We start from the raw sequence: 22039 nt of genomic DNA, 5'->3' as shown, positions 1-22039 counted from the left end.
GCGATGAGGCGGCTCGTCGGGCTGATCTGTCTGGTTCTCGCAATGGCGAGCGGTGCAGCGCGGGCAGCCGAACGCGTCAATGTCGTCGCGAGCTTCTCGATCCTCGCCGACCTCATCCGCAATGTCGGCGGCAGCAGCGTCGAGGTAGCAGCGCTGGTCGGTCCCGACGGTGATGCGCATGTCTATGCGCCGACGCCGGCGGACGCCAAGAAGGTCGCGGCCGCGCGTCTGCTCGTGGTCAATGGCCTCGGCTTCGAGGGCTGGATGCCGCGGCTGCTGCAGGCCTCCGGCAGCAAGGCGCCGATCGCGGTGGCGAGCAAGGGGATCACGCCGCTGAAGGTCGGCGGCGAGGCCGATCCGCATGCCTGGCAGTCGGTGGCCAACGCGAAGATCTATGTCGGCAATATCCGCGACGCGTTGATCGCCGCGGCGCCCGATCAGGCCGACGGCTTCAAGGCCGGCGCCGAGGCCTATCTGGTCAAGCTCGACGCCCTCGACCGCGAGGTGCGGGAGGCGATGGCGAAAATACCGGAAGCTCGCCGCAAGGTGATCTCGACCCATGGCGCCTTCGGCTATTTCGCGGCCGCCTACGGCGTCCAGTTCATCGCGCCGATCGGCGTCTCCACCGATTCCGAGCCCAGCGCGCGGGATATCGCCGCCATCATCTCGCAGATCAGGGCCGCGAAAATTCCAGCAGTTTTTCTCGAAAACATCAGCGATCCGCGCCTGATCGAGCGGATCGCGGCCGAGACCGGCGCAAAGGTCGGCGGCACCCTGTATTCGGACAGTTTGACGGGCGAAAAGGGCCAGGCACCCACTTACATTGATATGGTCAGGCACAATATAAAGGCCCTGACCGGCGCGCTCGCCGAGTAGGGCAGGGGCCTCCCTGTCTGGTTGAGCGTTTCCAGGCATGATCCGGAAAAGTGGGTACCGGTTTTCCGATCAGATCATGCTCAAACAAAGAGTTCCTTTGGAGTTGTTATGGTGGAAGCTTCCCAGAAAATTCCTGTGACCGTGCTGACGGGTTATCTCGGCGCCGGCAAGACCACGCTGCTCAACCGCATCCTGTCGGAGAACCACGGCAAGAAATACGCCGTCATCGTCAACGAATTCGGCGAGATCGGCATCGACAACGACCTCATCATCGGCGCCGATGAGGAAGTGTTCGAGATGAACAATGGCTGCGTCTGCTGCACGGTGCGCGGCGACCTCGTCCGCATCATGGACGGCCTGATGAAGCGCAAGGGCAAGTTCGACGCCATCATCGTCGAGACCACCGGCCTCGCCGATCCGGCGCCGGTCGCGCAGACCTTCTTCGTCGACGAGGACGTGCAGAAGAACGCAAGGCTCGATGCCGTCGTCACCGTCGCCGATGCGAAGTGGCTGAGTGACCGCCTCAAGGACGCGCCGGAAGCCAAGAACCAGATCGCGTTCGCCGACGTCATCGTGCTGAACAAGACCGACCTGGTGTCGAAGCCCGAGCTCGCCGAGGTCGAGGCCCGCATCCGCGGCATCAACCCGTATGCAAAACTGCACCGCACCGAGCGCTGCCAGGTCGGCCTGACCGACGTGCTGGAGCGCGGCGCGTTCGATCTCGACCGCATCCTGGAGATCGAGCCTGATTTCCTCGAGGCCGGCGACGACCATGATCATCACCATCATGATCACGGTCATGACCACGATCATCATCACCACCACCACGATCACGGCCATGGCGGGCTCAAGCACTATCACGACGAGGACATGCAATCGCTGTCGCTGCGCTCGGACAAGCCGCTCGACCCGACCAAGTTCATGCCGTGGCTGCAGAACCTGGTCGCCACCGAGGGCCAGAAGATCCTGCGCTCGAAGGGCATCCTCGCCTTCACCGGCGATGACGACCGCTACGTGTTCCAGGGCGTCCACATGATGCTGGAGGGCGACCACCAGCGGAAATGGAAGGACGGCGAGAAGCGCGAGAGCCGGGTCGTGTTCATCGGTCGCGAATTGCCGGAACAGGCGATCCGCGACGGCTTCGAGCAGTGCATCACCACGTGATGAGCGACTTCGACGCCCCCGACGGGCCTTCCATCGTATCGATCACCGATCGCGTCAGGCTGACGCCGCTTGGCGCGGCGGTCGGCTCGGTGCATTTCCTCGGCGACCGCGCCTTCTTCGTCGGCGCCGAGGAGAGCGTCGCGATCGTCACCAGGGATGGCGAGATCAACCGCGTCTCGACGCATTTCGGCGCCATCCTGTGCGCGGCGTCGGACGGCAAGCGGCTCGTCACCGGCGGTGACGACGGCAAGCTGATCGCGATCGACGACAAGGGCGAGAGCTCTGTCGTCGCGACCGACGTCAAGCGGCGCTGGATCGACAACGTCGCGCTGCATGGCGACGGCACGCTGGCGTGGTCGGCGGGCAAGACCGCCTTCGTCCGCAATCCCAAGGGTGAGGAGAAGACGTTCGAGGTGCCGTCGACCGTCGGCGGGCTCGCCTTCGCGCCGAAGGGCCTCCGGCTCGCGATCGCACATTACAACGGTGTGACGCTTTGGTTTCCCAACATGGCGGCCAATCCGGAATTCCTGGAATGGGCCGGCTCGCATCTCGCCGTCACCTTCAGCCCGGACAACAAGTTCCTGGTTACCGCGATGCACGAGCCGGCGATGCACGGCTGGCGGCTGGCCGACAGCAGGCACATGCGGATGAGCGGCTATCCCGGCCGCGTCCGCTCGATGTCGTGGAGCGCCGGCGGCAAGGGCCTTGCGACGTCAGGCGCCGACAGCGTGATCGTCTGGCCGTTTACCTCCAAGGACGGCCCGATGGGCAAGGAGCCGGCGATGCTGGCGCCGATGCCGGCGCGGGTCTCGATGGTGGCCTGCCATCCGAAGAATGACATCATGGCGGTCGGCTACAGCGACGGCACGGTGCTGATGGTCCGCCTCGATGACGGCGCCGAGATCCTGGTGCGGCGGACCGGCGGCTCGCCGGTATCGGGGCTGGCGTGGAATGCCAAGGGCACGCTGCTCGCCTTCGGCGCGGAAGATGGTGACGCGGGCATTCTGGAAATGTAAGAGATCGCGGCGGCATCCCGGGGCACGCCATGCGATTCATCACGACCTTCCAGCTCGCTGATTTCATCGACACGCTGGTCAGCCTGTTTTCCGCCTTCGTGCTCGGCACCCTGATCGGGGCCGAGCGGCAGTATCGGCAGCGCACCGCGGGCCTGCGCACCAACGTGCTGGTTGCGGTCGGTGCCGCCGCCTTCGTCGATCTGGCGATGCATCTGGACGGCGCCGGCGGCGCGGTGCGGGTGATCTCCTACGTGGTGTCGGGCATCGGCTTCCTCGGCGCCGGCGTCATCATGAAACAGGGCATGGATGTCCGCGGCCTCAACACCGCGGCGACGCTGTGGGCTTCGGCCGCGGTCGGCTCCTGCGCCGGCGCGGACATGGTGGCGCAGGCCGCGGTGCTGACCGTGTTCGTGATCGCCGGCAACACGCTGCTGCGTCCGCTCGTCAATGCCATCAACCGCATCCCGCTGAACGAGAAAGCCTCGGAGGCGACCTATTACGTCAAGCTCGCGGTCACCACCGAGGCGCTCGCCGACATGCGCGACCGCCTGGTGGAGAAGCTCGAGGCTGCCAACTACCCGGTCGCCGACGTCGATGTGGTCGAGATCGGCGATGGTCATCTGGAGATCGTGGCCAAGCTGGTCGCCACCGCGGTCGATCCCGCCGAGCTGAATGCGGTGACCACCGAGCTGGAACGACAGCCGGGCGTGCGCCACGCGACCTGGGAGAGCAACACCGCGGATTGAGAGCGTGTTGCTCCGAAGGGAGCTCGGAGTGTGCGAGAACCACCCACGGTGTCGTCCCGGCCTTCGCCGGGACGACGCGTGGAGAGATGCTGCCGCCTCTGAGTTCCCAGCCGGCGAGGCTTCGGAACCATGCCCTCGCCGGATCGTTGACCTCGCGAACAAATCGCGGGTGCACGAGATGGCAGCGGACAACATCAAGCGTATCAGGGGCGACATCCTGATCGCCTCCGTTCTGGTGATGACGGGCGTCGTGTTGATAAGTCTCTCCCTGCGCGAGATCGGCTCGGCGGGGCGGGAGCCGCAGCTGGCGCAGGCGACGCAGCCGATGCAGCCCTCGTCCGAGCCGCAGAAAACGGCGCCGCCGGCCGAGTCGAAGCCCGGCGGCGACCGACCGACTACGCCGGCGCCGGAGCCCGCGCGGCCCGATGCCGATGCGCAGAAGGCCGGCGCCAAGCCGGTGCTGCCTCCGGCCCCGGCCGAGAAGACCGCGCCGCCGATCAAGCAGAAGTAGCCGCATTGTGACGCGCATTTGACGGCGGCTGCCTGTTCTACGCTCTCGCCTCCGTCGCCCGTCCGCTCCATAATCTGCCATCACGCCAACGGCAGATGGGGCTCACATGAAGATCGAGGACGTCAGGCGCAACGCCTATTCGATGCCGCTCACCAACCCGTCGTTCCCGCCGGGGCCATACCGGTTCTACGACCGCGAATATTTCATCGTCACCTACAAGACCGACCGCGAAGCCCTCGAAGCCGTGGTGCCCGAGCCGCTCGAGGTCGCCGAGCCTGTCGTGAAGTACGAGTTCATCCGGATGCCCGACTCCACCGGCTTCGGCGACTACACCGAGACCGGGCAGGTGATCCCGGTTCGCTTCAAGGGCGAGGAGGGCGCCTATACCCATGCGATGTATCTCGACGACGAGGGCCCGATCGCCGGCGGCCGCGAGCTGTGGGGATTTCCGAAGAAGCTGGCGAAACCCAAGATCGCCGTCGAGAGCGACGTGCTGGTCGGCTCGCTGCATTACGGCTCGGTGCTCTGCGCCTCCGCCACCATGGGCTACAAGCACCGCAAGGTCGACCACGACGCGGTGCTGAAGTCGATGAAGGCGCCGAACTTCATCTTGAAGATCATCCCTCATGTCGACGGCAGCCCGCGGATCTGCGAGCTGGTGCGTTTCCATCTCGAGGAAATCACGCTGAAGGAAGCCTGGACCGGCCCCGCCGCGCTCGGACTGTTTCCCCACGCACTCTGCGACGTCGCCCGCCTGCCGGTCCGCGAGGTGGTTTCGGCGCTGCACTACAAGGCGGACCTGACGCTCGGCCTCGGCTCGGTGGCGTTCGATTACATGGCGAAGTGAGAGATTTCGGAATATTGGAAGAATATCCCTGAGTTGCCCGACGTGTCAAGTTGCCTTGTCGGACGCCGGCAGTTGCCGGCTACTTTGCATGGGGTTGTTCTTCGGTATTTGGCCGCTTGCGTGTGAGTGAGCGGCGGCGGACGTGAAAATGCCCGGCGCGAGGCCGGGCATTTCGTTGGCAAGGGTCGGTGCGCCGATCAGCGCACCAGGATGTTCTTGAACTGCCAGGGATCGCTGGTGTCGATGTCCTCCGGGAACAGTCCCGGACGATCCGTCAGCGGGGTCCAGTCGGTGTAGAAGCCCTTCACCGGGCCGAGATACGGCAGCTGGATCTCCAGCAGGCGATCGAAGTCCATCTCGTCGGCTTCGACGATGCCTTCGTTCGGGTTCTCCAGCGCCCACACCATGCCGCCGAGCACGGCGGAGGTCACCTGCAGGCCGGTGGCGTTCTGGTAGGGCGCGAGTGCGCGGGTCTCTTCGATCGAGAGCTGCGAGCCGTACCAGTAGGCATTGTTGTCATGGCCGAACAGCAGCACGCCGAGCTCGTCGATGCCGTCGACGATCTCGTTCTCGTCGAGGATGTGGTGCTTCTCCTGCATCTTCGCGGCGCGGCCGAACATCTCATGCAGCGACAGCACGGCATCGTCGGCCGGATGATAGGCATAGTGGCAGGTCGGCCGGTAGATCGCCGTGCCCGATGCGTCACGCACCGTGAAGTAATCGGAGATCGAGATCGACTCGTTGTGGGTGACGAGGAAGCCGTACTGCGCGCCGCGGGTCGGGCACCAGGTGCGCACGCGCGTGTTGGCGCCGGGCTGCATCAGATAGATGGCAGCGCCGCAGCCGGCTTCGTGGGTGTGCGCATTCTCGGGCATCCATTTCTCATGGGTGCCCCAGCCGAGCTCGGACGGCTGCACGCCTTCCGACAGGAAGCCTTCCACCGACCAGGTGTTGACGAAGACATCCGGCTCCTTCGGCGACTTGGAGCGCTGGGTGTCGCGTTCGGCGATGTGGATGCCCTTGACGCCGGCCTGCCGCATCAGGTCGGCCCATTCGGCCCTGGTCTTCGGCTTCGGCGCGTTGAGCTTCAGGTCGGCGGCGACATTGAGCAGCGCCTGCTTGACGAAGAACGAGACCATGCCGGGATTGGCGCCGCAGCAGGAGACGGCCGTGGTCGAGCCGGCGGGGCGCGCCCGCTTGGCGGCCAGCGTCACTTCGCGCAGCGCGTAGTTGGAGCGCGCTTCCGGGCCCTTCGAGGCATCGAAATAGAAGCCGAGCCAGGGCTCGTTGACGGTGTCGATGTAGAGCGCGCCGACCTCGTTGCAGAGCTCCATGATGTCGGTGGAGCCGGTATCGACCGACAGATTGACGCAAAAGCCCTGGCCGCCGCCTTCGGTGAGCAGCGGGGTCAGCAGTTCGCGATAATTGTCCTTGGTCACCGCCTTCTGGATGAACCTGACATTGTGCTTCTCGCAATGCGCCTTGCGGCCTTCGTCCTTCGGGTCGATCACGGTGACGCGCGACTTGTCGTAGTCGAGATGCCGCTCGATCATCGGCAAGGTGCCTTTGCCGATCGAGCCGAAGCCGACCATGACGATCGGACCGGTGATTTTCGCGAGGATCTGCGAGGAGGGGCTCATCAATTATCTCCAGGAGAGCGCGCCGGGCGGCGGGTCGTTAGAGTGGATCAGGGAGTGCGACGTTTCGCGGTGACTTCGATCTCGACCTTCATCTCGGGCTTGGCGAGGGCGGTGACGACCAGCAACGTCGCAGCCGGCCTGATGTCACCGAGCACCTCACCGCAGACGGCGAAATGGTCATCCACGTAACTGGCGTCGGTGACGTAGTAGGTCGCGCGGACGATGTCGGCCATCGCGAAGCCGCCCTCTTTGAGGGCAGCCTCGATGGTCTTGAAGCAGTTCCGTGACTGGCTCGTGACATCCGGGGGCATCGTCATCGTCGCGTAGTCGTAGCCGGTGGTTCCGGCGACGAAAGCGAAATCGCCATCGATCACCGCGCGGCTGTAGCCAACGGCTTTCTCGAGCGGCGAACCGGTAGAGATCAGGCGACGGGGCATGGTCTGGACCTCGACTGAAACGGGCGTTGCGCGGGGTTTACGGGCATTTTCGACGCCCGTGCAACCCCTTGGATTATGCTCTTGCCGAGCGTTGATGTCAGCGGGAGTGCTGGGTAGTGTCCGGCGGCGACGGCGGCGTGCCGGTCCAGCGCCGGATCAGGATGTCGCGGACGATCATCACCGAGATCAGCACCAGCATCACCGTGGTGACGAGGCCACGCCAACGCGGGCGCGCGCCGTCGATTGCGGGAAGGTTCTCCGACATGGCGGCCGCCTCTACGCCGCGTGCGGCACGGCGAGCGGTGCCTTCCGGGTGCGGGGGCGCGCCGCCTTCGCCTTCAGCGGCGCGCCGGTCGGCACGATTATGCCCCAGGCGCCGTCGAGCGCGCCTTCGACGAGCTCGAGCCCGAGCAGCCGCTCGCGCTCGAACGCGCCCGGCAGCGACAGCTCGCCGGTCTTGGCGGCCGTGAAGCCGTACCTGACGTAATAGGGCCCATCGCCGAGCAGGATCACCGCGCCGTGGCCGCGCGCTTTCGCGACCGCCAGCGCGCGTGCCATGAGCGCGGCGCCGACGCCGAGGCCGCGGCAGTCGTCATCGACAGCCAGCGGCCCCAGCATCAGCGCGCTGCGGCCCCCCGCGCTGACGTGCCACAACCGCACGGTTCCAACCAGCCGGCCGTCCTGGCGCGCGGCCGCAAGGCTCAGGCCTTCGGCGGGCGCGCGTCCGTCGCGCAGGCGCTGGCAGGTGCGCGTATGGCGGTTCGCGCCAAAGCAGGCATCCAGCAGCGCTTCGCGTGCGACGACGTCCGAGGCACGCTCCGCACGGATCGCGAACGCAGCGGCATCTCGGATGAGGGCAACGGGGGTGTTCCGTTTTGCAGTCATGGCACGTCAGTCCCCGCTTGCAACGGCATGGCGTACGCCGCGGCAAGCGTCGTTCAGAAAGTCAAAAATGACAGGGGAGGAGCCGGCGGGGCCGGCTCCCGGTTCAGTTCAGGCCTCGAAAACGAGGCTGGTTAGATGTGGTAGGTCCGCAGCGGCGGAATGCCGTTGAACGCCACCGACGAGTAGGTCGACGTATAGGCGCCGGTGCCTTCGATCAGCAGCTTGTCGCCGATCTCGAGCGTCACCGGGAGCGGATACGGCAGCTTCTCGTACAGCACGTCGGCGCTGTCGCAGGTCGGGCCCGCGAGCACGCACGGCGTCATGTCCGCCCCGTCATGCGGGGTGCGGATAGCGTAGCGGATCGACTCGTCCATCGTCTCGGCGAGACCGCCGAACTTGCCGATGTCGAGATACACCCAGCGCACCTCGTCCTCGTCGCTCTTCTTCGAGATCAGAACGACTTCGGTCTCGATGATGCCGGCATTGCCGACCATGCCGCGGCCCGGCTCGATGATCGTCTCCGGGATCTGGTTGCCGAAATGCTTGCGCAGCGCACGGAAGATCGAGCGGCCGTACTGCAGCACGGGCGGCACGTCCTTCAGGTACTTGGTCGGGAAGCCACCGCCCATGTTGACCATGGTGAGGTTGATCCCGCGCTCGGCGCAGTCACGGAACACGGTCGACGCCATGGCGAGCGCGCGGTCCCACGCCTTCACCTTGCGCTGCTGCGAGCCGACATGGAACGAGATGCCGCACGGCTCCAGCCCGAGGCGCTTGGCGAGGTCGAGCACCTCCACCGCCATCTCCGGGTCGCAGCCGAACTTGCGCGACAGCGGCCACTCGGCGCCGGCGCAGTCATAGAGGATGCGGCAGAACACCTTGGCGCCGGGAGCGGCGCGGGCGATCTTCTCGACCTCGGCGGCGCAGTCGACCGCGAACAGGCGAATGCCGAGCGCGAAGGCGCGCGCGATGTCGCGCTCCTTCTTGATCGTGTTGCCGAAGGAGATGCGATCAGGCGTCGCGCCGGCGGCCAGCGCCATCTCGATCTCCGCGACGGTCGCGGTGTCGAAGCAGGAGCCGAGCGACGCGAGCAGCGACAGCACTTCGGGCGCCGGGTTGGCCTTGACCGCGTAGAACACGCGGCTGTCCGGCAGCGCCTTCGCGAATGTCTGGTAGTTGTCGCGCACGACCTCGAGGTCGACGACGAGGCACGGCTCGATGTCGAGACCTTCGCTGCGGCGGTGACGCAGGAATTCCTGGATACGTTCGGTCATGGCACTCTCCAACGGCCCCAGCGACGGGATCCGCATCAACGTGACGTCGGATATGAGCGCTCTGGCCACACCGCGCGATGGAGGCGCAATGGAGCCATAGACTCAGACCAGACTGTGCTGCCGTGGATTGGTTGGGAGAGTTTCCCGCCCGCTCACCTGGCAATGAAGGACAAGCCTTTTCAGTAGCCCGCGCCGGCGTTGGAATGCCGGTAGAGACCAAAAAAGCCCGCTCCGTCGTTGCTTTAAGTCGCGTCCCCCGTTGAGAGCGGGGTGCGCCGGTTCGCCTCCGGCTGCCAGTCACGGTTGCAAGAAGTGGCGAGACCTTCAACGGCATCCCTGGAGAGAGATGCTGGCCGCTTGGTCCGTCTCAACTGACGGGAGCGACCCTCGGTTCTTCCACCCCTTGGCGGCTGTCCGGCCTCTTGTCCGGATACCTACCGACTGACACACGACCACAGGCACGTGCGAAATTGGGCAAGCGAGGAAATAAGTCTTTTGACTTCGCGGCGCAAGAATTTTTTTGCGATCGCGACAAATTTCCCTAACGCGTGCTTGCGATCTCGCGAGCAGCACGCGTCTTGCGATGCTGAAGATGAACGGCTGTTAAGATTGGCTAACGAAGCGTGTGCGTTTTAGCCCTGTGCCGCAGCGCTTTCTTGAATCGCTGAGCTCACGCGCGACGGGTGAACGGCTCGATGCGCTGCGCGGCGCGGATGAAGGCGATCATGATCAGCACGCCGACGCCGAACAGCACCGCCTGCAGGATGTGGGCGCCGACATCGTCGAGCCCGAACAGGATCGCGAGCGCCCAGCCGCCGGCGAACGCCGCGCCGAACACTTCCGCGCCGATCAGGATCGCCGCCGAGATGACGGTGACGACGCTCGGCCAGACGATGACGCGGTTGCTGGAGGCGGTGGGCTGCGTGCTCATAAAATAGGTCCTGTTCAGGGGGCGCAATCTCTCCGAAAAGCGCCCATCTATCAAGCGCAAAAGGCCCAAAAATGCCGCATGGCGTGATATAGTTCGGGCCGCATTTTCAAGGCGAAAAACGGGATATTCGATGTCGGAAACCAGCGCGCAGGCCGAGATGAACCCCCTTCTGAAGGCGTGGCAGACGCCGTTCGAGACGCCGCCTTTTGCCGAGATCCAGCCGGAGCATTTCCTGCCCGCCTTCGAGCAGGCCTTTGCCGACCATTCCGCTGAAGTGGCTGCGATCACGCACGATCCGTCGCTGCCCGACTTCGACAACACCATCACGGCGCTGGAGCGCTCCGGCAAGCTGCTGTCGAAGGTCGCGGCCGTGTTCTACGACCTCGTCTCGGCGCATTCCAACCCTCAGATCCTGGAGATCGACAAGGAGGTGTCGCTGCGGATGGCGCGGCACTGGAATCCGATCATGATGAACGCTGTGCTGTTTGGCCGCATCGCCATGCTGCACGAGAAGCGCGCCTCGCTCGGCCTGACCGGCGAGCAGCTGCGGCTGCTGGAGCGCAGCTACACCCGCTTCCACCGCGCCGGCGCCGGGCTCGACGACGGCGCCAAGAAGCGGATGGCCGAGATCAACGAGCGCCTCGCCCATCTCGGCACCTCCTTCAGCCATCATTTGCTCGGGGACGAGCAAGACTGGTCGATGGAGCTCGGCGAGGACGACCGCGCCGGCCTGTCCGACACCTTCGTGGCGGCGGCCAAGGCCGCGGCCGCCGAGCGCGGCATGCCCGGCAAGGCGATCGTGACGCTGTCGCGCTCCTCGGTCGAGCCGTTCCTGCAGAGCTCGGAGAACCGCGAGCTGCGCGAGAAGGTCTACAAGGCGTTCACCGCCCGCGGCGACAATGGCAACGGCAACGACAACAACGAGACCATCGTGGAGATCCTCAAGCTCCGCGAGGAGAGCGCCAAGATCCTGGGCTTCCCGACCTACGCCGCCTACCGCCTGGAGGACTCCATGGCCAAGACGCCCGAGGCGGTGCGCGACCTGCTGGAGCGGGTCTGGAAGCCAGCGCGGGCCCGGGCGCTCGCCGACCGCGACGCGCTGCAGGCGCTGATCGCCGAGGAGGGCAGCAATTTCACCCTGGCGCCGTGGGACTGGCGCTTCTACGCCGAGAAGCTCCGCCAGCGGCGGGCCAATTTCGACGACTCCGCGATCAAGCCCTATCTGGTGCTCGACCACATGATCGAGGCCGCCTTCGACTGCGCCACCCGCCTGTTCGGCGTCACCTTCGAGGAGCGCAAGGACGTTCCGGTCTGGCACCCGGACGTGCGGGTCTGGGAGGTCAGGGGCCGCGACGGCAAGCACAAGGCGCTGTTCTACGGCGACTACTTCGCCCGGCCCTCGAAGCGCTCCGGCGCCTGGATGACCTCGCTGCGCGACCAGCAGAAGCTCGACCAGGACGTCGCGCCGCTGGTCATCAACGTCTGCAACTTCGCCAAGGGCGCCGACGGTGCGCCGTCGCTGCTGTCGCCGGACGATGCGCGGACCTTGTTCCACGAGTTCGGCCACGGCCTGCACGGCATGCTCTCCGACGTGACCTATCCCTCGCTGTCGGGCACCAGCGTGTTCACCGACTTCGTCGAGCTGCCCTCGCAGCTCTATGAACACTGGCAGGAGCGGCCGGAGGTGCTGCAGCGCTTCGCCCGACACTACCAGACCGGCGAGCCGTTGCCGGACGACCTGCTCAAGCGCTTCCTCGCCGCCCGCAAGTTCAACCAGGGTTTTGCCACGGTCGAGTTCGTCTCCTCGGCGCTGGTCGACCTCGAGTTCCACACCCAGCCCGCGGCGGCCAGCCGCGACGTCCGGGCGTTCGAGAAGCAGGAGCTGGAGAAGATCGGCATGCCCGCCGAGATCTCGCTGCGGCATCGGCCGACCCAGTTCGGCCACATCTTCTCCGGCGACCACTATGCCTCAGGCTATTACAGCTACATGTGGTCGGAGGTGATGGACGCCGACGCCTTCGGCGCCTTCGAGGAGGCCGGCGACATCTTCGATCCGGCAACCGCCAAGCGGCTGCACGACGACATCTACTCCTCGGGCGGCTCGCGCGATCCGGAGGAGGCCTATGTCGCCTTCCGCGGCCGCGAGCCGGAGCCGGACGCGCTGCTGCGCCGCCGCGGCCTGCTCGAAGCGTCCGAGGCGGCTTGACGGTGCGGTCCGCCTTCAACCGCCTGATCGGTTCGCTGGTGCTGGCGGCCGCCGTCGTGTTCGGCACGGCGGCCGCCCAGGCCCATCCGCATGTCTGGATCACGGCGAAGAGCGAATTGATCTACGCCGCCGACGGCACCATCACCGGCGTCCGCCACGCCTGGACCTTCGACGACATGTTCTCGACCTATGCGCTGCAGGGCATCGAGACCAAGGTGAAGGGCGCCTACAGCCGCGAGGAGCTGGCGCCGCTGGCGCAGACCAATGTCGAATCGCTCAAGGAATACGCCTACTTCACCTTCGCCAAGGCCGACGGCAAGAAGCAGAAGTTCACCGAGCCGGTCGACTATTTCCTCGAATACAAGGATACGACGCTGACGCTGCACTTCACCTTGCCGGCGAAGACGCCGTTCAAGGCGAAGGAGCTCTCGCTCGAAGTGTTCGACCCGAGCTACTTCATCGACTTCCAGTACGCCGACAAGGAGCCGGTCAAGCTGGTCGGCGCCTCGGCCGACTGCAAGATGCAGTTCCAGCGGCCGAATGACGGTTCCACGGCTGCACAGAAGCTCGGCGAGCAGAACTTTCTCGACGGCAGCAACGCCAATTTCGGGATGATGTTCGCCAACAAGATCACGGTGGAGTGCCCATGACGCCGACCGTCTGCCGCGTGATGCGCGGTCTTGCCATGTCCGCCGCCGTGTGGGCGGCGTGCGCGCTGCTCGATGGCGCCGTGCACGGGCTGCTGGCGCAAAATCCGTTCGGCGCGCCGCGCTCCGCGCCCGAGCCGCAGGGCGGCATCGTCGGCTGGCTGCTGGCCAAGCAGTCGGAGTTTTATCGGGAGATGTCGGCGACCATCCGGGCCGCCAAATCCGACGGCTCGGCGGTCTGGACGCTGCTGGCGATCTCCTTTGCCTACGGCATATTCCACGCCGCCGGGCCCGGCCACGGCAAGGCGGTGATCTCGTCCTACATGGTCGCCAACCGCGAGACCGCGCGGCGCGGCATCGTGCTGTCGTTCGCCTCGGCCCTGATGCAGTCGTTGGTCGCCGTGCTGATCGTCGGGATCTGCGCCTGGCTGCTCAACGCCACCGCGAAGACGATGTGCGGGGCGGAGAAGGCGATCGAGATCGCGAGCTATGCCCTGATCGCGCTGTTCGGCGCCCGGCTGGTCTGGCTCAAGGGCGGCGGCTTCTTCCGCGCGCTGCAGGTGCCGCGCCCGGCGCTGGCGATGGCCGGCGCGCATCACCACGACCACAATCACAGCGGTCATGACCATGGCCATGATCACCACCATCGTCACGCCCATGACGATCACGGCCACGACCATGATCATGGGCACGATCATGCTCACGGCCTGGATCATGGTCATGTCCATGACGAGCATTGCGGCCATTCGCACGGGCCGACGCCGGCCGAGCTCGCCGGTCCCGGCGGCTGGCGGCGCGGTCTCAGCGCGATCCTCACCGTCGGCATCCGGCCGTGCTCGGGCGCGATCCTGGTGCTGGTGTTCGCGCTGGCGCAGGGCCTGTTCTGGGCCGGCATCGCCGCGACCTTCGTGATGGGGCTGGGCACCGCGATCACGGTGGCGGCGATCGCCCTCGTCGCGGTGTCGGCGCGCGGCATGGCCGAGCGGCTAAGCGGCGCGCGCGACGGCGGCGGCATGCTGATCATGCGCGGCCTGGAATTCGCCGCCGCGGGGCTCGTGCTGCTGTTCGGGATCGGGCTCTTGTTCGGCTACGTGGCCGCCGAGCGGGCGACGTGTCTTTGAGGTCTTAAGTGATCCTGAACTGCGGCGTTACTCGCGTCTCTCCCCATGCGTCGTCCCGGCGAAGGCCGGGACCCATAACCACAGGGTCAGGTTGTTGAACCGAGCCGTGGCCCCAGCGTTGCGCAAATAATAACCCTCGGTGGTTATGGGTCCCGGCCTTCGCCGGGACGACACCGTGGGTGGTTCTCGCACGTCCCGTTCACCCCGTGACATATCCCCGGAGCGCCGGCAGCAGGAAGATTGCGACGTTGATCGCAAAGCCGATGCTCCAGAGGATCGAGCGCAGGGTCGGGCGGTTGCCGACATAGGTGAAGACGTAGGCGATCCGCACGATCAGGAACAGCACGGACAATTCGTCGATCAGCCGCAGCGGGCCGACGCGGAATTCGGCGAGCAGCACCGCGAAGGCGAAGAACGGAAAGGCTTCCAGCCCGTTCTGGTGGGCGCCGAGCGCGCGCGAGCGGATCGGGTCGTCGTAGAAATCGGGATCGCGCGGCCGGGAATTGTCGAAACGGCCGAAGCCGGCCCATTTCGCCGATCCGATCGTCAGGAGCGACAGCATCAGCGTCCCGAAGACGCACCATTCGGCGACCGTCATGGTTTTCCCTCTTTTCGGCCGGAACGTACCCAACCAGCACTCGGCTTGACAAGGTTGGAGCAACGCGCGAATCCCAAGGTCATCGTGAGAACACCAGCATGAGCACGGTCATTCCCTTCGAGAGTCCGACGCCGGCTGCGGCCATCAAGCCGGAGCGGGTCGGCGTGCTGCTGGTCAACCTCGGCACGCCGGATACCGCCGACGCCGCGGGCGTGCGGGTGTATCTCAAGGAATTCTTGTCCGATCCGCGGGTGATCGAGGATCAGGGCCTGGTCTGGAAGCTGATCCTCAACGGCATCATCCTGCGCCGGCGTCCGCGCAGCAAGGCGCTCGACTACCTGAAGATCTGGAACACCGAGAAGAACGAGTCGCCGCTGAAGACGATCACGCGCTCGCAGGCCGACAAGCTTGCCGAGGCGATCTCAGCGCACGACCATGTCGTGGTCGACTGGGCGATGCGCTACGGCAACCCGTCGATCAAGGCGCGGATCGAGGCGCTCGCCGCGCAGGGCTGTAGTCGCCTGCTGGTGGTGCCGCTCTATCCGCAATATTCCGCCGCGACCTCGGCGACTGTCTGCGACGAGGCGTTTCGCGTGCTGGCCGGCATGCGCGCGCAGCCGACCCTGCGGGTGACGCCGCCTTACTATGATGAGCCGGAGTATATCGAGGCGCTGGCGGTCTCGATCGATGCGCATCTGGCGAGCCTGCCGTTCCAGCCGGAGATGATCCTGGCGTCCTTCCACGGCATGCCGAAGGAGTATGTCGACAAGGGCGATCCGTACCAGGCGCAGTGCATCGCGACCACCGACGCCCTGCGCAGGCGGCTCGGCCTCGCGCCGTCGAAGCTGGTCCTCACCTTCCAGTCGCGCTTCGGAAATGCCGAGTGGCTGCAGCCCTATACCGACAAGACGGTCGAGCGGCTGGCGAAGGAGGGTGTCAAACGGATCGCCGTGGTCACCCCCGGCTTCTCCGCCGACTGCCTGGAGACGCTGGAGGAGATCGCGCAGGAGAACGCCGAGATCTTCCGGCACAATGGCGGCGAGAAGTTCGCCGCGATCCCCTGCCTCAACGACACCGACGGCGGGATGGACGTGATCCGCCAGCTGGTGCTGCGCGAACTGCAAGGCTGGATCTAAGGGGTCTAGTCCGCAAGGAGGCCGGTCCGGATCGTTAACGATCCGTGACACTGGACAGGTAAGGTCGGTTCAGCCTTCATACCATCTGGCAGTCCGCACAACCGCTTCCTACGTCATGGTGAGAAACAACAGCCGGCTGAACCGGCGCCGCGGTCCTGCCGACCAACGTACCGACCGCGCCCGGCGACGGTCTCGCCGGCCCTGGAGGACTTTATGACTGGTTTCGACATTTTCGCGATTGCCTTCGTTCTTCTCGTCATCGTCACGCTGTTCGCCGGGGTCAAGACCGTCCCGCAGGGGTATGACTGGACCATCGAGCGGTTCGGCAAATACACCCGCACGCTGTCGCCCGGCCTTAATTTCATCGTGCCGTACTTCGATCGCATCGGGCGCAAGATCAACATGATGGAGCAGGTCAACAACATCCCCGAGCAGGAGGTGATCACCAAGGACAACGCCACTGTCACGGCAGACGGCGTCGCCTTCTTCCAGGTGTTTGACGCGGCGAAGGCGAGCTACGAGGTCGCCAACCTGACGCAGGCGATCACCGTTCTGACAATGACCAACATCCGCTCGGTGATGGGCTCGATGGATCTCGACCAGGTGCTGTCGCATCGCGACGAGATCAACGAGCGGCTGCTGCGCGTCGTGGACGCCGCGGTGTCGCCCTGGGGCGTCAAGGTCAACCGCATCGAGATCAAGGACATCGTGCCGCCGGCCGACCTCGTCGAGGCGATGGGCCGGCAGATGAAGGCCGAGCGCGTCAAGCGCGCCGACATCCTGCAGGCGGAGGGCCAGCGGCAGTCGGAGATCCTGCGCGCCGAGGGCGCCAAGCAGGCGCAGGTGCTGCAGGCCGAGGGCCGCCGCGAGGCCGCCTTCCGCGACGCCGAGGCACGCGAGCGTCTCGCCGAGGCCGAGGCCAAGGCGACGCAGATGGTGTCGGAATCGATCGCCAAGGGCGACGTCGCCGCGCTGAACTATTTCATCGCCGACAAATACATCAAGGCGTTCGGCCAGTTCGCGGAGTCGCCGAACCAGAAGGTCCTGATGCTGCCGATCGAAACCTCGAGCGTGCTCGGCTCGCTCGCCGGCATCGGCGAGATCGCCCGCGCCACCTTTGGCGAGAGCGCGGCATCCGCGACGGCCGCCGCGCGGCGCGGCGGCTCGGTGCCACCGGCCGGCCCGACGCCGCCGCCGGTGCCGCAGCGGTGAGGGCGTGACCGCATCACGCCCGCAATGAAAGAGGTCATGTCATGACCGAGATGTTTTCGACATTGGGCACCTGGAACTGGCTGATCTTCGGCTTCATCCTGATGGCGCTGGAGCTGGCGGCGCCCGGCGTGTTCCTGTTCTGGCTCGGGCTCGCGGCGCTGCTGGTCGGCCTGCTGTCGTTCGTGTTCACGCCGTCCTGGCAGACGCAGCTGTTGATGTTCGCGGTGTTCGCGGTGGCCGCCGTGCCTGCCTGGCGGCATTTCGCCAAGAGCACGCGGGAGGCGAGCAAGAGCAACCCGTTCCTCAATCGCCGCAACGAAGCCCTGATCGGCCGCGAGTTCACGCTCGAGAAGCCGATCATCGACGGGACAGGCACGGTGCGGATCGACGACACGATCTGGCGCATCGCCGGCCCCGATATGCCGGCCGGCAGCCGGATCAAGGTCGTCGGCGCCGACGGCGCCAACCTGACGGTGGCAACGGCTTAGCTTTTTTACGTCTCCCCGCTTGCGGGGAGAGGTCGCCGCGCACTTGCGCGGCGGGTGAGGGGGGTACAGGTCCCTCGACAAATCACACTCGCGGATAGAGCCCCTCACCCCGACCCTCTCCTCGTAAGAACGGGGAGAGGGAGAAGATCAGCTCCCGCGCCTGCTCCAGCGCTCTGCAAAGCGATGCAGCGGCGCAAAGGTCTGGAACAACTCCTTGCCGAGCCCGGTGAGCCGATAACCGTCATCCGTCAGTTCGACGAACCCTGCCTCGCGCAATTCGGTCAGCCGCGTCTGCAGGATCGTCGGCGAGGCCTCGTCGCAGGCGGTGCGTAGCGCGCGCGAGGTCAACGCGGTCTCGCGCAATTCCCAGAGAATGCGCAAGGTCCAGCGCCGCCCGAGCAGATCGAGCAGCGCCATGATCGGGCGGCCGGCGCGCGAGCCGCGGACGCTGTGCTTGGTGGCCGGCTTCGGCATCGCGAATCCCTCTTGCGGATCGCTACATATATTGTAGCGTATCGCTACAGTAAATGTAGCGAAGGGATCAGGCCATGTCACGCATTGCCCCGCTCGATCCGCCTTATGCCGCGGACGTTCAACAGCAGTTCGACCGCATCATGCGCGGCGCGCCGCCGCTGGTGCTGTTCCGCGTGATGGCCGGCCATCCGCGCGCCTGGGAGAAGTTTCGCGGCGGCAGTCTCCTGGACCGCGGGCCGCTCTCGCTGCGCGAACGGGAGATCGTCATCGACCGTACCTGCGCGCTGAACGCCTGCGAGTATGAATGGGGCGTGCATGTCTCAGCCTTCGGCGCGGCCGCCGGGCTCTCCGCGGAGCAGGTGGAGGCGACCGTGCGCGGCAAGGCCGATGCGACCTGCTGGTCGCCGGCCGAGCAGGCGGTGCTGGCGGCGGTGGACGCGCTGCACACCCGCGCGACGCTTGATGATGCCGAGTTCGCGGCGCTGACGGCGCACTACGACGAGGACCAGATCCTGGAGATCATCCTGCTGTGCGGCTTCTACCGCACGGTGTCGTATCTCGCCAACGCGCTGGCCCTGCCGCTGGAGGTGAATGCGGCGCGCTTTCCGAGATGAGCATTGTAGGGTGGGCAAAGCGAAGCGTGCCCACCTTCACGAGCAGTGCCAGAGTGGTGGGCACGCTGCGCTTTGCCCACCATACCAACTGCCGCCGTCAGGCCACGCCCGCGCGCAGCAGGTCGTGCAAATGGATGATGCCGACCGGCTTCCTGGCGTCGGTCACGATCAGGGTCGTGATCTTCGACGCGTTGAGCAGTTCCAGCACTTCGCCGGCGAGCGTATCGCGGCCGATCGTCTTCGGCGACTTGGTCATGACCTCGTCGACCGTCAGCGTCAGCAGGTCGGGGCGCATCTGGCGGCGCAGGTCGCCGTCGGTGACGATGCCGACCAGATGGCCGGAGCGGTCGACGATGCCGACGCAGCCAAAGCCCTTCGACGTCATCTCGACCAGCGCGTCCGACATGCTGGTGCCGAGCGGCTTCAGCGGCACCGTGTCGCCGGTGTGCATCAGATCGCGGGCATATTTCAGCAGCGCGCCGAGCTTGCCGCCCGGATGCAGCACGCTGAAATCGGTCGAGGTGAAGCCGCGGCCTTCCAGCAGCGCGATCGCCAGCGCGTCGCCGAGCGCCAGCATCATCAGCGAGGACGTGGTCGGCGCCAGATTGTGCGGACAGGCCTCGCGCGCCTTCGGCAGCGTCAGCTGCACGTCGGCGGCCTTGCTGAGCGTGGAGTCCTTGTCCGCGGTCATGGCGATCAGCGGAATGCCGAACCGCGCTGCATAGGCGATCAGGTTGCGCATCTCCGCCTGCTCGCCGGACCATGACAGCGCGAGGATGACGTCGTCGGCGGTGATCATGCCGAGATCGCCGTGGCTCGCTTCGGCGGCGTGCACGAAGAACGCCGGCGTGCCGGTCGAGGCGAAGGTCGCGGCGACCTTGCGGCCGATATGGCCGGACTTGCCGAGGCCGGTGACGATCAGCCGTCCCTTGGCCTTGCGGACCAACTCGGCGGCCGCGGTAAAGGGCGCGGCGAGGTCGGATTTCAGCGCGGCGGTGAGCGCGGCGACGCCGCTGGCTTCGGCATCGAGGGTACGCAGCGCCGACTGAATGGCGCCGTCATCGGGACCGGATGATTTGGTCATCAGCGGTTTCGGTTTGGCCATATGGGATTCCAGGGGGAGGGTTTTGCACCCGGGCGTCTCCCTTAGCACGGTCTATTCCGCGATGCGACGCGCGGTTCGCCGGCCTCAACGGCTCATTAACCATAATTGTTTTAACTCCATTAACGACGTTTTCCACCGCCCGGTGGCGTGCGTTCGTGAAGTGCATGAATTCGTTGGAGTATTTCCATCGTGGTGCGGAGGCCAGCAAGGGGCCGAAACGGGCGCGAATGCCTCGTTCGCGTTGCTTTGCCATGCCTTGTGCTGACCGCATCCTCAGGGCTCGCCGCGGCGCAGACCGTAACGCCCGATCTGTTCAGCCCGACCCGCCAGAGCCAGCTGGTGACCCCGGATTCGCCGCTGCGCCGGACCGCGGCCGAGGCGCTGGATCCCCTCAATGCTCTGAAGCTGCCCGATCCCGGTCGCGACCGGAGCTCGTCGACGTCAACCTCGACGTCGGGCTCGACCACTCGCGTCGGCCAGATCCCGACCTACGGGCTGCCCGCCGCCAACGGTGCCGCGACGTCGGGCTACGACTCGCTCAACCGCAAGCGCGTGAAGCCGAAATACTACCCGGGCCAGGCCAAGCCGAAGCCGCCGCCGGGGCCCGGTTCGCCGGTGCCCACGGCGCCGCCGCGCACCGTCACCGGAGACCTGCGGCTGTCGATCCCGCCGTCGTCGACCGCCAATAAGCCGCCGGTGCCGGCGGCGATGGCCGGCACGATCGTCGGCCAGCCGGTGCGCCGGCGGCTGAAGCTCGATGACGATCCGTTCGGCGCGGTCGGCGATTACGCCGGCTCGTTCCTGATCAAGACCGCGGTCGAAGTGATGGCCGGCTACGACAGCAATCCGGGTCGGCTCTATACGCCGCAGGGCAGGGGGCTCTACGTCGTCGCGCCGGAATTCCTCGCGGTGTCGGACTGGGAGCGCCATGCCCTCGTTGCCGATCTGCGCGGCTCGTTCAGCGGCTACGGCGGCAGCCTGACGCCGAATGCCGACGGCACGCCGCTGTCGGCGCCGCTCGACGTCGACCGCCCGAACTTCACCGGCCATATCGACGGCCGCCTCGACGTCACCAGGGACACGCGCCTGTTGATGCAGGCGCGCGCGCTGATCTCGACCGACAATCCCGGCAGCCCGAACGTGCAGGCCGGCCTCGCCAGGTATCCGCTGTACAGCACGGTGGGCGGCACCTTCGGCATCGACCAGAATTTCAACCGCCTGCAGCTCTCCGCCGGCGCCACCGTCGACCGCACCGACTATCAATGGTCGAAGCTCACCGACGGCACCAGTTCGTCGAACGACGACCGCAACTTCACGCAATATGGCGGCGTCGGCCGCGTCAGCTATGAACTGAACCCCGCGGTCAAGCCGTTCGTCGAAGTGCAGGGTGACAGCCGCGTGCATGACCTCCCGCTCGACCGCAACGGTTACGCGCGCGATTCATCGGGCGGCTACATCAAGGGCGGCACTTCGTTCGAGTTCACGCGGATGCTGTTCGGCGAGATCTCGGTCGGCTACGCCATGCGCAACTATGCCGACAGCAGGCTGAACCGTCTCGAGGGACTGCTCACCACGGCCTCGCTGACCTGGACCGCGACGCCTTTGACCACGGCGAAGTTCTACTCCGACACCCAGATCGGCGAGACCACGCTGCCCGGCACCTCGGGCGTGCTGTCACGCACCTACACCTTCGAGGTCGACCACGACTTCCGCCGCTGGCTGACCGCGATCGGCAAGTTCACCTACGGCACGCTCGAGTACCAGGGCGACAACCGCAACGACACGATCTACTCGGTGTCGACGGATTTGATCTACAAGATGACCCGCAGCCTCTGGATCAAGGGCACCATCCGCCGCGACTGGCTGGACTCGAACCAGCAGGGCAACAACTCGGCATCGACGGTGGTGATGCTGGGCGTGCGGGTGCAGAACTGACGTAGGCAGTGGGTAGACGTCGCGCCGCACTCACGGTGTCATGCCCCGCGAAGGCGGGGCATCCGGTACGCCGCGGCTTCTAGGCTCAAGCGCTGATGTCTCTGGAATACTGGATCGCCCGCTTTCGCGGGCGATGACAGTTGTGTGTGGATGTGGCTCGGCCCAACCGCCGCGGC

The 22039-nt window shown here is 66.0% G+C and carries 23 protein-coding genes; 14 read left to right on the top strand and 9 right to left on the bottom strand.

Annotation, left to right across the window (positions count from 1 at the left end; translation table 11 throughout):
• Nucleotides 1-3: 3 nt before the first annotated feature.
• From JQ633_RS27415 to JQ633_RS27390, 6 genes are all read left to right on the top strand, one after another.
• The gene (locus JQ633_RS27415) at nt 4-876 is read left to right on the top strand and encodes a metal ABC transporter substrate-binding protein (RefSeq protein WP_211988210.1); all 873 of its coding nucleotides are present in this window, start codon (nt 4-6) and stop codon (nt 874-876) included.
• Nucleotides 877-984: 108 nt separating this feature from the next.
• Nucleotides 985-2040, top strand: a complete 1056-nt coding sequence (locus JQ633_RS27410; RefSeq protein WP_211988209.1) for a CobW family GTP-binding protein — start codon at nt 985-987, stop codon at nt 2038-2040.
• A complete protein-coding gene (locus JQ633_RS27405; protein WP_211988208.1) occupies nt 2040-3056 on the top strand; it encodes a WD40 repeat domain-containing protein in 1017 nt (338 codons plus the stop codon). The genes JQ633_RS27410 and JQ633_RS27405 overlap by 1 nt, the downstream gene beginning before the upstream one ends.
• A 29-nt stretch (nt 3057-3085) precedes the next feature.
• On the top strand, nt 3086-3802 hold the full coding sequence (locus JQ633_RS27400) for an MgtC/SapB family protein (RefSeq protein WP_211988207.1): 717 nt from the start codon (nt 3086-3088) through the stop codon (nt 3800-3802).
• Nucleotides 3803-3980: 178 nt separating this feature from the next.
• The gene (locus JQ633_RS27395; RefSeq protein WP_211988206.1) at nt 3981-4313 is read left to right on the top strand and encodes a hypothetical protein; all 333 of its coding nucleotides are present in this window, start codon (nt 3981-3983) and stop codon (nt 4311-4313) included.
• Between the two features lie 106 nt (nt 4314-4419).
• Entirely contained in the window at nt 4420-5160 is a 741-nt protein-coding gene (locus tag JQ633_RS27390) for an acetoacetate decarboxylase (RefSeq protein ID WP_211988205.1), read from the top strand.
• A 197-nt stretch (nt 5161-5357) separates the two neighbouring features.
• On the opposite strand, the gene JQ633_RS27385 is transcribed toward JQ633_RS27390, so the two are convergent.
• The 6 genes from JQ633_RS27385 to JQ633_RS27360 all read right to left on the bottom strand — a co-directional run bounded on the left by JQ633_RS27385 (nt 5358) and on the right by JQ633_RS27360 (nt 10327).
• Nucleotides 5358-6800, bottom strand: coding sequence for a homospermidine synthase (locus JQ633_RS27385; protein ID WP_211988204.1), 1443 nt, complete (start codon nt 6798-6800; stop codon nt 5358-5360).
• Between the two features lie 47 nt (nt 6801-6847).
• The gene (locus JQ633_RS27380; RefSeq protein ID WP_211988203.1) at nt 6848-7237 is read right to left on the bottom strand and encodes a RidA family protein; all 390 of its coding nucleotides are present in this window, start codon (nt 7235-7237) and stop codon (nt 6848-6850) included.
• Nucleotides 7238-7334: 97 nt separating this feature from the next.
• Nucleotides 7335-7502: a hypothetical protein gene (locus JQ633_RS27375; protein WP_211988202.1), complete on the bottom strand. Its 168-nt coding sequence runs from the start codon at nt 7500-7502 to the stop codon at nt 7335-7337.
• An 11-nt stretch (nt 7503-7513) separates the two neighbouring features.
• Entirely contained in the window at nt 7514-8122 is a 609-nt protein-coding gene (locus tag JQ633_RS27370; protein ID WP_211988201.1) for a GNAT family N-acetyltransferase, read from the bottom strand.
• A gap of 131 nt (nt 8123-8253) precedes the next feature.
• The gene (locus JQ633_RS27365; protein ID WP_211988200.1) at nt 8254-9396 is read right to left on the bottom strand and encodes a type III PLP-dependent enzyme; all 1143 of its coding nucleotides are present in this window, start codon (nt 9394-9396) and stop codon (nt 8254-8256) included.
• A 670-nt stretch (nt 9397-10066) separates the two neighbouring features.
• Nucleotides 10067-10327, bottom strand: a complete 261-nt coding sequence (locus JQ633_RS27360; RefSeq protein ID WP_211988199.1) for a hypothetical protein — start codon at nt 10325-10327, stop codon at nt 10067-10069.
• Between the two features lie 130 nt (nt 10328-10457).
• On the opposite strand from JQ633_RS27360, the gene JQ633_RS27355 reads away from it, so the two are divergent.
• From JQ633_RS27355 to JQ633_RS27345, 3 genes are read left to right on the top strand one after another with little or no spacing between them, the layout of a single operon-like run.
• On the top strand, nt 10458-12533 hold the full coding sequence (locus JQ633_RS27355; RefSeq protein WP_211988198.1) for a M3 family metallopeptidase: 2076 nt from the start codon (nt 10458-10460) through the stop codon (nt 12531-12533).
• 2 nt (nt 12534-12535) lie between these two features.
• The gene (locus tag JQ633_RS27350; protein WP_433995698.1) at nt 12536-13183 is read left to right on the top strand and encodes a DUF1007 family protein; all 648 of its coding nucleotides are present in this window, start codon (nt 12536-12538) and stop codon (nt 13181-13183) included.
• Complete coding sequence (locus tag JQ633_RS27345) at nt 13180-14301, top strand: nickel/cobalt transporter (RefSeq protein WP_211988197.1); 1122 nt, start codon at nt 13180-13182, stop codon at nt 14299-14301. The genes JQ633_RS27350 and JQ633_RS27345 overlap by 4 nt, the downstream gene beginning before the upstream one ends.
• Before the next feature lie 199 nt (nt 14302-14500).
• Here the strand turns inward: JQ633_RS27345 and JQ633_RS27340 are convergent, their stop codons facing one another.
• Nucleotides 14501-14899 (bottom strand): MAPEG family protein, encoded by a 399-nt coding sequence (locus JQ633_RS27340; protein WP_211988196.1) that lies wholly within the window; start codon nt 14897-14899, stop codon nt 14501-14503.
• A gap of 98 nt (nt 14900-14997) precedes the next feature.
• On the opposite strand from JQ633_RS27340, the gene hemH reads away from it, so the two are divergent.
• From hemH to JQ633_RS27325, 3 genes are all read left to right on the top strand, one after another.
• Nucleotides 14998-16035 carry a ferrochelatase gene (gene hemH, locus JQ633_RS27335; RefSeq protein ID WP_211988195.1) on the top strand — a complete coding sequence of 346 codons (1038 nt, stop codon included), beginning with the start codon at nt 14998-15000 and terminating at the stop codon, nt 16033-16035.
• Nucleotides 16036-16248: 213 nt separating this feature from the next.
• Nucleotides 16249-17247, top strand: coding sequence for an SPFH domain-containing protein (locus JQ633_RS27330; RefSeq protein ID WP_211988194.1), 999 nt, complete (start codon nt 16249-16251; stop codon nt 17245-17247).
• A gap of 41 nt (nt 17248-17288) precedes the next feature.
• Nucleotides 17289-17735 carry an NfeD family protein gene (locus tag JQ633_RS27325; protein WP_211988193.1) on the top strand — a complete coding sequence of 149 codons (447 nt, stop codon included), beginning with the start codon at nt 17289-17291 and terminating at the stop codon, nt 17733-17735.
• A gap of 147 nt (nt 17736-17882) precedes the next feature.
• On the opposite strand, the gene JQ633_RS27320 is transcribed toward JQ633_RS27325, so the two are convergent.
• Nucleotides 17883-18209 carry a winged helix-turn-helix transcriptional regulator gene (locus JQ633_RS27320; protein ID WP_211988192.1) on the bottom strand — a complete coding sequence of 109 codons (327 nt, stop codon included), beginning with the start codon at nt 18207-18209 and terminating at the stop codon, nt 17883-17885.
• Nucleotides 18210-18283: 74 nt separating this feature from the next.
• Here JQ633_RS27320 and JQ633_RS27315 point away from each other — a divergent pair, with 74 nt between their 5' ends.
• Nucleotides 18284-18823 (top strand): carboxymuconolactone decarboxylase family protein, encoded by a 540-nt coding sequence (locus JQ633_RS27315; RefSeq protein WP_211988191.1) that lies wholly within the window; start codon nt 18284-18286, stop codon nt 18821-18823.
• 97 nt (nt 18824-18920) lie between these two features.
• Here JQ633_RS27315 and JQ633_RS27310 read toward each other — a convergent pair whose 3' ends face one another.
• Complete coding sequence (locus JQ633_RS27310) at nt 18921-19928, bottom strand: KpsF/GutQ family sugar-phosphate isomerase (protein ID WP_211988190.1); 1008 nt, start codon at nt 19926-19928, stop codon at nt 18921-18923.
• 189 nt (nt 19929-20117) lie between these two features.
• On the opposite strand from JQ633_RS27310, the gene JQ633_RS27305 reads away from it, so the two are divergent.
• The gene (locus tag JQ633_RS27305; protein ID WP_433995697.1) at nt 20118-21863 is read left to right on the top strand and encodes an outer membrane beta-barrel protein; all 1746 of its coding nucleotides are present in this window, start codon (nt 20118-20120) and stop codon (nt 21861-21863) included.
• The last annotated feature ends 176 nt before the right edge of the window (nt 21864-22039 follow it).

It is taken from the genome of Bradyrhizobium tropiciagri, from assembly GCF_018130505.1.
In the GTDB taxonomy this organism is placed as follows: domain Bacteria; phylum Pseudomonadota; class Alphaproteobacteria; order Rhizobiales; family Xanthobacteraceae; genus Bradyrhizobium; species Bradyrhizobium tropiciagri_B.
This window is presented reverse-complemented; position numbering and strand designations above follow the sequence as displayed.